The 15,138-nt window shown below is 58.5% G+C and carries 14 protein-coding genes; 6 read left to right on the forward strand and 8 right to left on the reverse strand.

The window, feature by feature from the left end; translation table 11 throughout:
* Positions 1 to 87: 87 nt before the first annotated feature.
* The 8 genes from prfA to idi form a co-directional block, all read right to left on the reverse strand.
* On the reverse strand, positions 88 to 1,155 hold the full coding sequence (gene prfA, locus ABHR63_RS09505; protein ID WP_138113479.1) for a peptide chain release factor 1: 1,068 nt from the start codon (positions 1,153 to 1,155) through the stop codon (positions 88 to 90).
* Between the two features lie 229 nt (positions 1,156 to 1,384).
* Complete coding sequence (locus ABHR63_RS09510; RefSeq protein WP_346965214.1) at positions 1,385 to 2,800, reverse strand: M20/M25/M40 family metallo-hydrolase; 1,416 nt, start codon at positions 2,798 to 2,800, stop codon at positions 1,385 to 1,387.
* A gap of 72 nt (positions 2,801 to 2,872) precedes the next feature.
* Complete coding sequence (locus tag ABHR63_RS09515; protein ID WP_006235692.1) at positions 2,873 to 3,658, reverse strand: amino acid ABC transporter ATP-binding protein; 786 nt, start codon at positions 3,656 to 3,658, stop codon at positions 2,873 to 2,875.
* A 22-nt stretch (positions 3,659 to 3,680) separates the two neighbouring features.
* Positions 3,681 to 4,829 carry an amino acid ABC transporter permease gene (locus ABHR63_RS09520; RefSeq protein WP_346965213.1) on the reverse strand — a complete coding sequence of 383 codons (1,149 nt, stop codon included), beginning with the start codon at positions 4,827 to 4,829 and terminating at the stop codon, positions 3,681 to 3,683.
* 9 nt (positions 4,830 to 4,838) lie between these two features.
* The gene (locus ABHR63_RS09525; protein WP_346965212.1) at positions 4,839 to 5,765 is read right to left on the reverse strand and encodes a transporter substrate-binding domain-containing protein; all 927 of its coding nucleotides are present in this window, start codon (positions 5,763 to 5,765) and stop codon (positions 4,839 to 4,841) included.
* A 279-nt stretch (positions 5,766 to 6,044) separates the two neighbouring features.
* Positions 6,045 to 6,938 carry an aldose 1-epimerase family protein gene (locus ABHR63_RS09530; protein ID WP_346965211.1) on the reverse strand — a complete coding sequence of 298 codons (894 nt, stop codon included), beginning with the start codon at positions 6,936 to 6,938 and terminating at the stop codon, positions 6,045 to 6,047.
* Between the two features lie 113 nt (positions 6,939 to 7,051).
* Positions 7,052 to 7,921, reverse strand: coding sequence for a hypothetical protein (locus tag ABHR63_RS09535; RefSeq protein WP_346965210.1), 870 nt, complete (start codon positions 7,919 to 7,921; stop codon positions 7,052 to 7,054).
* Positions 7,922 to 8,099: 178 nt separating this feature from the next.
* Positions 8,100 to 8,747 carry an isopentenyl-diphosphate Delta-isomerase gene (gene idi, locus ABHR63_RS09540; protein ID WP_346965209.1) on the reverse strand — a complete coding sequence of 216 codons (648 nt, stop codon included), beginning with the start codon at positions 8,745 to 8,747 and terminating at the stop codon, positions 8,100 to 8,102.
* A gap of 152 nt (positions 8,748 to 8,899) precedes the next feature.
* On the opposite strand from idi, the gene ABHR63_RS09545 reads away from it, so the two are divergent.
* The 6 genes from ABHR63_RS09545 to ABHR63_RS09570 all read left to right on the forward strand — a co-directional run bounded on the left by ABHR63_RS09545 (position 8,900) and on the right by ABHR63_RS09570 (position 15,034).
* Entirely contained in the window at positions 8,900 to 10,162 is a 1,263-nt protein-coding gene (locus ABHR63_RS09545) for an MFS transporter (RefSeq protein WP_346965208.1), read from the forward strand.
* Positions 10,163 to 10,357: 195 nt separating this feature from the next.
* On the forward strand, positions 10,358 to 11,728 hold the full coding sequence (locus ABHR63_RS09550) for an ATP-binding protein (protein WP_346965207.1): 1,371 nt from the start codon (positions 10,358 to 10,360) through the stop codon (positions 11,726 to 11,728).
* A gap of 579 nt (positions 11,729 to 12,307) precedes the next feature.
* On the forward strand, positions 12,308 to 12,433 hold the full coding sequence (locus ABHR63_RS09555) for a hypothetical protein (RefSeq protein ID WP_346965206.1): 126 nt from the start codon (positions 12,308 to 12,310) through the stop codon (positions 12,431 to 12,433).
* 12 nt (positions 12,434 to 12,445) lie between these two features.
* A complete protein-coding gene (locus ABHR63_RS09560) occupies positions 12,446 to 12,934 on the forward strand; it encodes a hypothetical protein (protein ID WP_346965205.1) in 489 nt (162 codons plus the stop codon).
* A 353-nt stretch (positions 12,935 to 13,287) separates the two neighbouring features.
* Entirely contained in the window at positions 13,288 to 14,190 is a 903-nt protein-coding gene (locus ABHR63_RS09565; protein ID WP_346965204.1) for a SadB/YajI family lipoprotein, read from the forward strand.
* A gap of 37 nt (positions 14,191 to 14,227) precedes the next feature.
* Entirely contained in the window at positions 14,228 to 15,034 is an 807-nt protein-coding gene (locus tag ABHR63_RS09570) for a coiled-coil domain-containing protein (RefSeq protein WP_346965203.1), read from the forward strand.
* Positions 15,035 to 15,138 lie beyond the last annotated feature (104 nt).

The following is a 15,138-nucleotide window of genomic DNA, read 5'->3' on the forward strand; positions in this document are numbered from 1 at the left end:
GGTCGCGCCCTTGAAGTTGAACGTCAGATTGTCCAAATGCGGCCCGCGCAGCGTCGGCTGGTCCGCCGTTCGGTAGAACGGCGGAACCTACACAGCCTGTGCCAGCTTCTCGGCTCGCTCGGCGGCGGCAAGTGCCTCGATGACGGTACCGAGTTGATCGCCCAGAAGGACGCCGTTGTAGGTGGAGTTGAAACCGATACGGTGGTCGGTCACGCGGTCCTGAGGCTGGTTGTAAGTACGAATCTTCTCGGAACGGTTGCCGTGACCAATCTGGCTCTGGCGCTCGGCGCCGAGCTCGGCCTGCTGTTTCTCGAGCTCCATCTCGTACAGACGGGCACGCAGCATCTGCATGCAGACCTCGCGGTTCTGGATCTGGGAACGCTGCTCCTGCGACTGCACCACGGTATTGGTGGGCAGGTGGGTGATGCGCACGGCGGAGTAGGTGGTGTTAACGCACTGACCGCCAGGGCCGGAGGCACAGTAGGTATCGATGCGCAGGTCGGACTGGTTGATCTGAACGTCAATCTCCTCGGCCTCGGGAAGCACGGCGACGGTTGCCGTGGAGGTCTGGATGCGACCCTGGGACTCGGTCTTGGGGACGCGCTGGACGCGATGCACGCCGGACTCGTACTTCATGACGGAGTAGACGCGGTCGCCCTCGACCTTGAACTCGATGGACTTAAAGCCGCCGGCCTCGCTGGGGCTGGAATCGAGCACCGTGGTCTTCCAACCACGCGACTCGCAGAAGCGCTGGTACATCTTGTACAGATCGCCGGCAAAGATGGCGGCCTCGTCGCCACCGGCGGCGGAGCGGATCTCGACGATGGTGTTCTTGTCGTCGTTGGGGTCGCTCGGGATGAGCATGTACTTGATGTCTTCCTCGAGCTGTGGGAGCTTTTCCTCGTTCTCGGAGATGTCCATCTGGAGCATCTCCTTCTCGTCCGCATCGCTGGTGTCGCGGAGCATCTCCTTGGCGGCCTCGATGTCATCGAGCGCGCCGATGTACTCGCGCGAGGCGGCGATGAGGTCGGACTGGTGTGCGTACTCCTTGTTGAGACGCGTGAACTCCTTGATGTCGGAGGCGACGGCCGGGTCGGAGAGCTTCTTCTCGAGCTCCTCGTAGGCCTTAATAATCTTTTCGAGCTTGTCGCGCATGGCGGGACTCCTTTATGTGCGTGAAGGTGAAAATCGGCAGAGTTGATGGGGCGCGCGGCGCCACTGCGGGGGTAAGCCCAGCTAGAACATGTCGATCTTCAGATACATGCGCATCCCTTCGCGTATGGGGTACATAGTTGCGGTCTAACCCATATATGATAGCGTGCGCAGGCAAACCTGCATATAACCCGCACGGAATCCGACAAAGGGACAGTCCCTTTGTCGGATTCTAAAGCGTATGGATCAGGGCGACGAGGAAGCGGACACCCTGGAGGTAGGCGCGGCGGGTAATGCGCTCGTTGGTGCCGTGGACGCCGCGATCGCACTCGTCATCGTCGACCACAAAGGCCGAGAAGCGAATGCACTCGGAGCAAATGCGCTGGTAGTTGGCAGCGTCGGTCGCGCCGATCACGGTCGAGGGGACAATCGCCAACGGCTCGGATGATCCGTTTTCCTCCGTCCCCTTTGGATCACGGAAATAGCGGGCGGCGATGGAGCGAACCGCCTCGAGTCCCGGTCCGCCGATGCGCGGAGACGGCGAGGGTTCGGAGCTGCCGGGGCCGAGCTCGACCTCGACACGGTCGGCGAGCCCCGCCTCGGCAACGGCGACGCGGCAGCGGGCCACGACATCGGCCACGCTCGTGCCCTCGAGCATACGGAAATTGATATTGGCCCACATATCCTGCGGCATTACGTTGGCGCCGGTGCTGCCACCCTCGACCTGCGTGGGCGCGCAGGTGGTGGTCACGAGCGGATAGAGCTTCTTGCTGGCGAGGCAATCGCGGACAATGGCGCCCCCGTTGGCGGCAATTTCATCGGCCGTGTAAAGCCCCAGCTCGACGAGCTGTGCGGCAAGCAGGTCCGTGACGCGCGTCGGCCACTCGATATCGCAGATTGCGGTGATGGCACGGCTAAGCACCTCGAGCGACGTGCCGCCGTAGGGGTTGGAAGAATGTCCACCCGCGCTCTTTGTCTTGAGCACAATGTCGGCATAGCCCTTCTCCGCGAGGTCGGCGTGCATGAGCCAACCCTCGCCCGCGCTGTACTCGGCATCCGAAACGATGCGGTAGTCGCCCTCGTCGATCAGGAACTCGAGCTCAACACCGCGCTCCTCGAGCGCGCGGCCGATGGCGCCTGCGCCGCACTGCGTCGTCTCCTCGTCCTGGCCAAAGGCCAGGAGCAGCGTCCGCTCGTGCTGCCAACCGTGCGCCAGCGCATACTCGACAGCCTCGAGAATGCCTGCGACCTGGTCCTTCATGTCGATCGCTCCACGGCCCCAGATGTAGGTGTCGTCCACGTGCCCGCTAAAGGGGTCGTGCGTCCAGTCGGCCTCGGTGCCCGGCACCACGGGAACCACGTCCATGTGGCCCATGAGCATAATGGGCTTGAGGTCAGGGTCGGAACCGCTAAGCGTCACCAATAGCGAATGGTCGATAGGGTCGACCTCGCCCGCCGCGAACACGCGCGGCCACGCCTGCTGCATATAGGCGCGCAGGTCGTCGAACGGCTGCCAGTCCACCGCCTCGGCATCCATACTCGAGATGGTCGGAAATGACAGCACGCGGCCCAAGCGCTCGCACGCGCCAGTTTCGTCCAAATCGGCAAAATCGTCCTCATGCGCAAAGAAGCGCCAAACCTCGGCCATGACATCCTTTCGATTGTGATGACGAGGGCCGCCCCACCGGAGCGGCCCTGCCACGCAAACATTTGCGGTTGGTTATTTGTCCTCGAGATAACGCGAGAGGAACTCGCGGGTGCGCTGGTGTTTGGGGTTGCCAAAGAGCTCGGCCGGCGCGGCGTCCTCGAGCACCACGCCCTTATCCATAAAGACCACGCGGTCGGACACGGTTCGGGCAAAGGCCATCTCGTGCGTGACGACGACCATGGTCATGCCGTCGGCCGCGAGCTTGCGCATGACCTCGAGCACCTCGCCCACGATCTCGGGGTCGAGTGCGGAGGTCGGCTCGTCGAACAGCATGATCTGCGGATTCATACATAGGGCACGAGCGATGGCAACGCGCTGCTTTTGGCCGCCGGACAGGCGACCCACGGCGGCGTGCGCGAACTTCTCGAGTCCCACGCTCGTCAGATGCTCCATCGCGACCTTCTCGGCCTCGGCCTTGCTCATCTTTTTGAGCGTGACGGGCGCGAGCGTGCAGTTGTCGAGCACGTCCATGTTGTTGAACAGGTTAAAGCCCTGGAATACCATGCCGATGTCCTCACGCAGCTTGTTGATGTTGCAGCGCTCGGCCGTGAGGTCCTGGCCGTGGAACCAGATGTGGCCCGCGTCCGGGGTCTCGAGCAGGTTGAGGCAGCGCAGGAAGGTCGACTTGCCCGAACCCGAGGCGCCGATAATGGTGACGACCTCGCCGGGGTTAACGGACAGGTCGATGCCCTTGAGTACCTCGAGCGAGCCGAAGCTCTTGCGCAGGCCCTCGACGCGGATGAGCGGCTCATTGGTCTGTGCGGCGGCCGCGGTGCCGGTAGTGGCGATATCTGCCATGATGATTCTCCTCGTCTTGAGCCTAGTTGGAGCTGGGCAGCGTTGCCGGGGCCTCGGCGCCGAGCTTTTTGCCAAAGGCCTCGAGCAGGCGGCTCGCCACGAGCGTCAGGATCAGGTAAACCACGAGCGCCACGCAGTAGACCTCCATCTGGCGGTAGTACACGCCGGCGACCGTGGTAGTAGCGTACATGAGGTCAAACACGCCGATGACCGAGAGCACCGACGAATCCTTGATGTTGATGATGAGCTCGTTGGTGAGCGCCGGAATCGCGTTTTTAATGCCCTGGGGGAACACGACTTTGCGCATAGCTTGCCACTGCGACAGGCCCAGCGAGCGTGCTGCCTCGGCCTGGCCGGGATCGATGGATTCGATGCCGCCGCGCAGGACCTCCATCATGTAGGCAGTGGAGTTGAGCGAGATGGTAACGAGGCCGGCGGTGAAGGTGCTCCAGATCTGGTTGGCCTGGGCGGTCTCGAAGCCCATGCCGCGCAAAACGGTGAAGCCCGCGTAATAGATGAGCAGACCCTGAACCATCATGGGCGTGCCGCGCACGATGGTGGAGTAGACGGTCGCAAAGCCACGGCCGATACTCTTAAAGAAGCGCACCAGGTCGTTATCCACGCGGTCGAACGTCTGAATACGCAGGAACACAAAGAGCAGTGCCAGGAAGAATGCGATGACGGTGCCGAAGGTGGCAAGCGCGATGGTGATCTCGATACCGCGAATGAAGAAGTCGCCGCTCTTGTAGGTCATGTAGACCAGGCTCGACAAAAAGTCGCTGGGGTTGGAATCCGAGACAATGCTCACCTGCACCAGATCGATAAACGACATGACGCAGCGGTCCACGAAAAAGATCGCCGCGATGGCGACCACAACATAGCTGCCCAGGCGCGCGGCGTGGCGGCAGCGCTCGGAAGCAAACGGCGACGTTTCGCGATAGTCATTCCAGTGCATGAGTTTGGTGACGAGCGCCGCCGCCGACACGACGAGCCAGGCCCAAAGAATCGCCCAAAGGCAATCTTGGAACACGCCCGTGGGGGCCAAAAAGCTCAGCGGCGTGGGGTTGCGCTGGCTAAACGCCAGGCCGAGCGCCGCGATAACGCTCGTGCCCAGGTATACATAACGGTGGTCGGCCTTGATAAAGGAGGCCAGGCGATTAATGGTTTTCATGCTGCCTCCCTATGCCGGCTGACGGTCGAGGCACGCGTCCCACATTTGGTCGCGCTCCTCTTGGCTAATGCCCTTGAGTGTCTTGTCGATGAGCTTAAGCAGCTTGTCCGAGCCCTTGCGACAACCGACGTTTGCCGCGACCTCCTGCTTAAAGCCCTCGCCCTCGGCAAAATGAATGGGGACAATGCCCGGGTTTTGGGCCATATAGCCCTTCTCGTTCTCGGTGTTGTAGGTCACGGCGTCGCACGTGCCCTGCAGCAGGTTCGAGAACACCGTGGGGACGGAGTCGACCGGGTTCTTGTGCACAACGCCCGGGATTTCGTCGATGACGGTATCGAGCATGGTGTCCTTTTGGCCGAGGACCGTAGCGCCGCTAAAGTCGCTGAGCTTGGTCGCGTTTTGGTAGGGCGAGCCCTCTTTTACGAACAGACCAAAGTAGCCAATGAAGTACGGGTCGGAAAAGCCGACGGACTCCTCGCGCTCGGGCGTAGCGCTCATGCCGGCGATGATGAGGTCGATCTGGCCGTTGTTGAGCGAATCGATAAGGCCCGAAAAGCTCTGCTTGACGGCGACGGGCTCGCCACCGAGGGCCTTGCAGACGATCTTGGCGATTTGCACGTCGTAGCCATCGGCATAGGCGCCCTGCACGTTGTCGATGGGGATGGTGAACTCGCTGGCTTCGGAGACCTGCCAGTTGTACGGGGCGTAGGCCGCCTCCATGCCAATGCGGATCTTGTCCTTGCCGATAACGGAATCGGACAGGTCGTCGCGACCGCCGCCCGTCGTGGGCTGAACTACTTCCAGCGTGGAGGGGCGCTGGCAACCGGCAAGTGCGCCGGCGACGATAGAAGCGCTCGCGGCGAGAGCGCTTCCCAAAAAGATGCGACGGCTGCATACCGGCTGGGCCTGCATGCCGCGCTGTTGGGGAGAATGCATAATCTGCCTTCCCTGTTGAATCGTATGCTGACGACTTAACAGGATATACGCCTGCGACCAGCAGCGCAGCACAAGCTCGAAAAATTAATAGACACACGGTAGTCATTGGGGACGCCGCTGTTTTGGCAATGCCGGCGAGCGACGTCCAGAGCGAACAAGTGGCATGAAAAAGGCACAGCATAGACCTTCTGGTCATGCCGTGCCTTTTGAATGACAAATTGTCGCTCTGGGTGGCGCGCAGCGTCGACCGGCCCGCCGTTCGTCAGGACGGCGGAACCTCTAGAGCAACGTGACGCTAAAGCTACGCTTGTCGGTAGCGCCGGGAGCCAAGGTGATGGTGTTGACCTTGTGCTCAAAGACGTCGTCCTCGGTGTCCATGGTGGTGTGACCGGTCCAGGGCTCGAGCGCCACAAACGGGGCGTCGTTGGCGGCAGACCACACGCCAATGTACTTAAAGCCCTCAAAGTCGATCTTGACGCCGTGACCCGACTTGCGGCCGCGCAGCGTGAGCGTGGAGCCCGGGGTATCGGTGAACATGATGGCGTCGTTATCGAAGCTGCGGTGCGTGATGGGCAGCACGTCCGAGTTATCGGGAGCCTTGTAACTACCCTCGAACGTCATAAGACCGTCGGGCGTGATGATGGGAGCCTCGTTCGTCCAAGCCTCGGTAAACGCCAGCTCGTAATCCTCGAATGCCTCGTCCTCGGCGCCGGGAGCCGGTACGTTAAACGCGGGGTGGCCGCCCACCGAGAACGGCAGGTCCACGTCGCCGGTGTTGGTGACGGCAAAGGTCTGCGTGAGGGTGGCGTCGCCGGTCAAGGCATAGGTCATGTTGAGCTTAAAGTGGTAGGGGAAAGCCTTGAGCGACTCGGGCGTGTCGGTGATCTCGTACGTTACCGAGGAGCCGTCCTCCGAAACCTCGACCAGCTTGTGCTCGACAATGCGCGCGAGGCCGTGGCGCGGCATCTCGCAGGTGCCAGCCACAGACGTTGCCGTGTTGTTGCGCAGCGAGCCCACAATGGGGAACAGGATGGGCGCGTGCTTGCCCCAAAAGGCGGGGTCGCCCTGCCACAGATACTCGTTGCCGTTGAGGGCAAGGCTCGTGAGCTGGGCACCCATGGAATCGATGGCCGCGGTGAGGCCGCCGCGCTTGATGGTAGTGACGGTAGACATGCTACTTCCTCCAAAAGTAAACAATAGTGTCGAGGGCTATTGTCCCACTCTTGGCGGCGGGACGGGACGGCAGGCGATTATTGAGTAGCCATAGCGGAATGAGCGGCGAGCGCCTACTGGGTATCTACGTAAAGGTCAAACCCGCCCTGCGGTGTGGTGTCGACCGTGTCGGGTGCCTGTGAGTTAAAGCTCACGGGGACCATGCGCTTTGAGGCGCGGAAGCGCGTGCCGTCGGTGGCGACGGGCGGTTCATCGACGGTGAGCTCGTAGTCGCCGGGCTTAAGTTCGATGCCGTCACCAGCGGAATTGACGTATTGATACTCGTCAATCGTCTGCCCTTTGAGCGTGCGCCCCACGATGTGAATGAGCATTTGGCTGTCGCCGCGCGCGGTGTCCCACGTCGCGCCGTCCTTGACCTCGACCGACACATGTACCGAGCGCGTGCGGCCGAGCGATTGCTCGACAGACATCTCGACCTTGGCGGCGTCTTTTCGCTGCTGCTCGACATGGCTCCAGACGTTTCCAATTACCGAGCATGCGATAACGCCGGCCATAAAGGCGATAAGGATGGGGCCGAGCGGCGAGCGACGTACTGCATCTTCCTCGCGAGACAGATTGGGGCGGCGTGTGGGCGCGGGCGCCTGGGCACCCTGCGAGGGCACGTCGAGAATGCTGAAGGATGCCGTGCTGTCGGGATCGATAGTGTGGCGCGGCTGCGGGGTCTTTGCCGGCGAGATCGACATGTCGGCTGGCTCGCCGAGCGTGGCCGTAGCGTCGGCCTTGGCCTCGTCTGCCTCGGCCTGGGCCCAGGCTTGTTCGAAGGTCAGGGGCTCGACGGGGTCGGAGGCAGCGTCCGAGTCGGCGGCGACGTCGTTGCCGATCCCGTCCTCGTCGCTCGACACGTCACGCGGCGTGGGCTCGTCCCACTCCTCGTCCGGAGCCTCGCCCTCGCTATACCACCATTCAAAGTTATCGATATCCATACGGGGCGCCCCTTAGGCCTCGCAAATAAACACTTGCTAGCCTTATACCCCCAGACGGCACCGAAGCTCACCCGCGCCGGACACGAAAACCGTCACAACATTCGACGTTTTTCCTCGTTTTCGAGATTTTCATCGAATGTTGTGACGGTTTGGATGTGACAAAGGGACTGTCCCTTTGTCACATAGCGAGGGCCGTACGGATGGATGGGTCGCTGAGAGCCTCGCGGAGCCAGGGGGCCAGCTGCTCGGGGTGACCCTGCAGGTAGCCGTCGAGCTCGGACGGGGCCACGCGGCGCACCTCCGAGATCTCCTCTTGGTTGATATGCAGCTCGCCCGGCTCAACATGGGCAAGGTAGACCTCGCACCATTCGCACTCGCAGCGGCCGTCGCCGTGGTCCTCACGGTACGCCACGTGTCCGAGGTGCTTGAGCTGGTCGGGCTCGCGCGTAATGCCGAGCTCTTCGTTGATGCGGCGCGCCGTGGCGGCCGCGACGTCTTCCCCGGGGAACGGATGGCCGGCACAGCTATCGGCCAGCACCCCGCCCCACAGTCGCTTGAGCGGACTGCGGCGACAGAGCAGCAGGCGTGCGTCTTCGCCCCGGCCCTCGACCAAAAGCGTCAGAAATGCTTGATGCAAAATGCCCTCGCCGGTATGGGCCTCGATGCGGTCGACGGGGCCAAGCGCCTCGCCGGTCGCGGCATCGACCGCCACGACCTCGGCGCCCGCACCGCCCTCATCCCAGCCGGCGCGCAGAATGCGGGCTGCGGCCTCCTCGAGCGCAAACTTGCCCTCGCCCATTGCAACCTTTGTCGTGTGCATACCCATGGGATCTCCTGTCGCCCGCAATGTACCTGAGACCATCTTCACCTGTATTGCGACTATACAGGCAAGCTTTCCATGTGACAAAGGGACTGCCCCTTCGTCACATTCTGTTAGAGTTGCAGGGATTGAATCCCGCTTATTCATGCGACATTGGAGTGACAACCTTGACCGCCGCAACCACGCCTAAAAGTAAGTCAACCGCCGCCGCGCTCTCCCCCGCGCGCACCAAGCTCTGCCTGGCGCTGCTCGTGCTGTTGGGATTCTCGCTCGGCTGCTCCGAGTTCGTGGTCATCGGCATCGAAAGTGACTTGGCAACGGAACTCGGCGTATCGCTTGCCACCGCAGGCCAACTTATTAGCGTGTTCGCACTGGTCTACGCTATCGCGACGCCGGTGCTCGCGCTCAGCACGGGGCGTTTTCGCCGCTACCAGCTGCTCGTGTGCTACAGCATCGTCTTTGTGCTCGGCAACCTGATCATGGCGTTGGCGCCCAACTTCCAGGTGCTGTTCATCTCGCGCATCATCCTGGGCTCCGTCTCGGGCGCACTGCTCGCCGTGGGCGTGACGTACATCCCCGAGCTGCTGTCCCCGCAGCAAACTTCGCTTGCCATCTCGGTGGTATATGGTGCGTTTTCCGTGGCAATGGTCTTTGTAACCTCGATTGGCAAGTTTGTGGCCGACACGCTCGACTGGCACGTGGCCATGTACGGCACGCTGACCTTTGCCGTTTTGATCTGCAGCGCGCTCGTGGCGTTTATGCCTCGCGCCGGGCAGACCGATGAGCCCGCCACCTTCCGCGAGCAGGCGGGGCTACTACGCGAGCCGAGTATCATTACCGGCATGTTCATCTTCTTGTTTGGCGTGGGCTCGGTCTATGTGTTCTACGGCTACGTGACGCCTTATCTTGAGCAGGTGCTGGGCATGGGCACGGTCGAAGCCAGCACCACGCTCATGGCCTACGGCGTGTTCTGCCTGATCTCGAACATCCTGGGCGGGTGGATCGATGCGCGCTTTGGCATGAAGGCGCTGCTTGTGACGTTTGTGCTGCAGGCTGCGGCGTTACTCGGGCTGTTTGCTTTGGGCGGCACCATGCCGCTCGCGCTGGTCTTTGTCTTTAGCTTGGCGCTGCTCATGTACCTGTTCTCGGTGTCGTGCATCACACACTTTATGGATGTGGCACGCAGCCGCCACCCCAAGTCGATGGTACTCGCAAGTTCGGTTGAGCCCATGGCGTTTAACGTCGGCATCTCGTTTGGCACCGCAGTGGGCGGCGCCGTGGTAAGCGGAGTTGGCATTGCATATGTAGGCGCGGTCGGTGCCGTGTTCTCGCTTGTGGCCTGGGCGCTCACGCTGGTGACGATTAAGTTGGCTCGCTGGGAGCGCCGTCGTCAATCAGCACAGCCCCGGATGCAGGCATAGGGGCGAACATAGCCCAAGGTGGCGAGCAACCGGTGAAAACCGTCCCATACGAGTAGTGTTTATCCGCCTGCAAGCTCCAGCAGTGCAATTTCGTGTACTTCAGATACACACTTTTCTACTATTTCGTGTATTCCAAGTACATGAAATCGTACTAAACTATGTATCTGAAGTACACGAAATTGGAAAGGCGGCCCCATGCGCAGATCAATCGAATCCGTTATCGAATCATGGGCGACAAAGGACGCGTCGCGCCCCCTCCTCATCCGTGGTGCGCGACGCGTAGGCAAAACGTACGTTGCCGAGGAAATCGGCAGACGAATCGCCGGCGATGCGTTTGTCAAACTCGACTTTCAGACCGATCTTGAGCTGATCGCTCCGCTGTTCGACTGTCCCACCGACGACGTTGACGCCATCGTGGCGCGAATCTCAGACTATAAACGCACCCCCATTCGCAAAGAAACCGCCTTCATCCTGTTTGACGAGGTGCAGCTCTGCGAACGGGCGCTCAACTCGCTTCGCTTTTTTTCGGGTTCGGGCTGGCGCATATGCGCGACCGGCAGTCAGCTCGGCGTCGCCACGCGCAAGCGCAAGTTGCCTTTTCCCAGCGGCGTTCGTCAAGAGACCATGCATCCTATGTCGTTCGAGGAGTTTCTCTGGGCGCTCGACGAGGAGCAGATGGCCAATGCCATTCGTACCCACGCCGGCACGCTCGAGACCTACGCCGCGCACCAAGCCGCGCTCAGCCTGTTTCATCGATACCAGATCGTGGGCGGCATGCCCGCCGCCGTCAACGCATATCGCAAGACGTTATCCATCGAGGATGCGCGCGTCGAGCAGCGCGAAATCGACGAGACCTATACCGCCGATATGACCGACCCCGAAAACGGGATCAGCGGCGTGGCGGCGCGCAAGGTCTGGCGCTCCATTCCGTCCCAGCTGCTGAGATCGTCCACAAAAAAATTCAAGTACTCCGAGGTCGAACGCGGAGGCCGTCGCGCCAAGCTTATCGAGCCGCTCGACTGGCTCGAAGGCGCCGGCATCATATCGGTCAACAACCTGACCGAAGGCATCGAGCCTCCCCTCGTTCCCTTCGACGACGAAGATGGAAGTTTCTTTAAGGTCTATCTTCTCGATACCGGCCTCATGTTCTACAAACTCGGCATCAACCCGCGGCTCTGGCTCGACCTCAAAGAGGATTCCGCCATAGCGCTATCTTCCGACTTCCGAGGCGCCCTGGCGGAAAACTCGGTCATGCAAGCATTTTCGGGCAATAGCTTGCAGACGTATTACTGGGTGCCGCCGTCGTCTTGGAAGACGACCGGCGAGCTCGATTTTTTACTTCAGACCGACCGTATGGAAATTGTGCCCGTCGAAGTAAAGTCCGCACGTAACGTGCGCGCGAGAACCCTCGGGTCGTTTATGGACAAAGCCCGATCGCCATATACCTACATTTTGTCCGAGAACAATTTTTCCCGCAGCGAAACCGATGACGGGCGCGAGCTGCGCCACCTCCCCTTGTACGCAGCGGGCTTAATTGGAGCAAACTGCCTCAAGAGCAGTCTGTAAGCCCTGCGCGACCGCCTAGAAAGTAAGCCGCTCATGCAACGCATTCTTTTTATCTGCCATGGGAACATCTGCCGAGGGCAACATAACCGCTGATTATCAGGCATATTAACCATTCAAATCATCTGACCCACTACCTTTTTACTACTCATAGAGGCTCAGGCACGACAGGTCAGATGGTTCCGCTTATCACAACAGCCTACTTTTTCGACCGTTCAACAGGTCAATAGATTAAATAGCTTATCAGCATGCTAGAGTTGTACCTGCTACACAGCTCTAGCATTTTTTAATGCTCGCGCTTCACAACTGAAGACACTCAAGTCAGTGACAAGGAGGGGTATTTGCCCTTTCTCCTTGCTGACTCGTGCCACCGCGAAGCGCTTGGAGCTGTGTAGCAACTGTGGGTGGATACTCCTCCTTTTCGTGCTGCACATTCCGCTCTTCGGATGAGTCTCCTTCCACGGTTCCCGTCACGCCAATGGAAGGATGATTTTTATGGCAAACAAAGCACCAGCACAATGCCAATCTTGCGGAGAACGCGCAGGCTGGAAATGTACGGGAGAATCTAATAAAGGTTTCAGCGTGGGAAAAGCCGCTGCTGGAGGCCTGCTTTTAGGCCCCATTGGCCTCGTGGGCGGAGCACTTGGCAAGAAGAAAAAGACGTACTACTGCCAGAACTGTGGATTCCGCGAAGACTACGATGCGTAAGGGATGACACCCATGACGGACGAAAACACTGACACCGAAAGTGAAAGCGCGAAGTTTGCGACGCGCTTTATAAAGGCACAGCTGCTTTTGCTTGCCGCCTTCACTCTTTGCGCCCTATGCATCACCAGCTGTGCTAGCACATTGGAGTCTTTCAATAATTCGTCAAGCTCCTCTTCTTCTGCCGCCTATGACGAAGACGATGAGGGCTACGATGACGATGATGATGATTATTCTTCTCACTCCAGCTCATCATCGAGCACATTATTAGATGAGGACGATTGGGTTGATACGGATGACGGCAAAACGTATCTAAAGTCTGACTCGGAAGACGGTGGCACAGACTATATCGACACCGATGGGGAGTACGCCATTCATAAAAATGCTGATGGAACTGGAGCAATTGCTGACGGCAATGGCAACAAAGCCGTGGATAACGATGGAGACGGAAAGCTCGATTCCTATTCAACCGATAATGGAAAAACTTGGAGCAGTCTCGAATGACACGGCAATATCTATCACTCGGCTAGATATGCGCTGATTATCAGGCGTATCAGCCAACCAAGCACAGCGTTTACCAAGTGTCGGAGGAAGGAAAGCCCAATGAGCCAAAAGAACCGCCCGATTGCTGTTACGGCAGAACTCGTCCCGTCTCTGATTTCCACTGCAATCAACGATTGCGCCCCCTCAGCCCATCAGCCGCTTTACGCAACAAGCCCGACCATCTGACGAAGCGTTCACAATCAATCTTGAAAATGGCACTGCCACGATGAGCGATGCCAGCATTCTGGCTTTTGTTTGCGGCAAACCACAAACAGAGCCTTCAGCAACATCTTCACGTTTTCTTGGAGGAACAAATGCGCAAACAAGCATTGCTCATCCCATTGTTGGCTTCATGCATCTTGCTGAGCGGCTGCGCCAGTCAGGGGACAAAACTCGACCAGCAGATTACCTCAATCGGAAAAATTACCGCCGACTCTTGGGACGAGCTTCAGTCTCTTAATAACCAATATAAAGAACTTGATGCTAACGGGAAGCAGGATGTTAAACACTATAAAGACTTGGAAAGCGCCCTCGCAGAATGCTCGAAGCTCAGAACCGACCAGCAATTTAGCAAAGATTTGAAAAAGTCGATCCGTTGGCGGCAAAAACAACAGGACGGTACGGATCATGCTGTTTTAGTCGATGCTGAGCTAGCAAAGCTAGAAAAATACCGTTCCGCAGACTTCTCCAATGACAAAGTTAAAAACTCTTGCACCAAGTATTTGGAAGGACTCGACACCCAAAAAGCCGCCCTCGGCGAAGTCTTTAAATCAGCCGAGCAAATTGAATGGCAAAAGGGCCTGGTTCTTCGCTACGAAGCGCTCAACGAGCTTTATGAGGAGATAGGATTCCTTGCCACGGACGAAGACTTTGTCTCTAATTACATCGCAGGACTAGACAAACAGAAGAAGCTGCTAACAGCTCTCGAAGCCATTGAGGCCGATATCGACAGCCAGACCGACCGAATCGCCAACGAGGTAACATGGACTGACTATTCTGCCAGCTTCGAGGTCGACAACAACACCGACTATCAATTTGATTCGGCTTGGGAATGCTCGCTAAAAAATGAGTCGGGCACCGTGACTGAAAATTCATCATGCCAAGTCGATAACGTTAAGCCTCATTCTAGATATGCGGTGACGTTCTACTTCTCCAATCCCGATAGCGGTTATGGCGGATTCGAATGGAATAACTACTACACGGATATTGTCTATTAAGGCCATCTTTCAATAACCATTAATTAATAGAGCGACCATGGAACCATTGAATTGCAAGCTCATCGACCTCTGTGCCGATGAAGGAAACCCTGAAGGGCGCAAATTAGCCCATGAAACCCTAGCCCGTCTCTGCGTTGCTATTGAGCGAACCGCAGAGACCAACCAATCCAAAGGAAAAGTCGATCAGCCCAACGACAGCGCACCAAGCACGTGCATCAAAATCCGTTCTGAAGCACGCCGCATCTTACGGCACCTCAAGGCTCGCAAGAGATCCGTCATAGCCTTCGCCGTATTGTTCGCATTACTTATCGCCAGCACGGCTATTGGAGTCCATTCATATAGCGAGCAGGTTGAGAGCTACAACGCACTTTCCGCTAAGTACGATTCTCTTTCAGATGACTATGATAATGCGTTCGACAAGGCAACTCTTTTGCAAGATAACAACAACAAGCTGCGGAGCCGCATCGAAAAAATACAGAACGAAAAAGCAGATTTAAGTCGAGAGCTTACGCTCTATAAAGACCAGCAGGCAACTATCGACGATGAGAAAGCGAAGCTCGAAGAACTCCACTCCCAGTTTGATGCTCTTCAAAGCGAGCGCGATGAACTCCAAAAACAGGTTGATGCGAAGAAACTGGAGCAAGAGCGCGCCCAACGGGAGGCTGAACAAAACCGCATCCAAAGTGAAGCTCAGGCCACGCAGGGCCAAACCGTGTACTGGGTCTCGGGCGGCAGCGTCTACCACACCACGCCAAACTGCCCAACGCTGAAACGCTCATCTGGAATTCACAGCGGAAGCATCTCCGCAAGCGGTAAAAGCCGCTGCTGCAAGGTCTGCGGATAACAGTGAAATATCTGCATAATGATAATTATGTTAGCGCCGGGCGATTTTAGCCGCTAATAGTCAAACTATTTTGACCAATCCCGGTCACCGAATAATGGCCACCG

The sequence above is a fragment of the Collinsella aerofaciens genome (assembly GCF_039752775.1).
Classification (GTDB): Bacteria; Actinomycetota; Coriobacteriia; order Coriobacteriales; family Coriobacteriaceae; genus Collinsella; species Collinsella aerofaciens_R.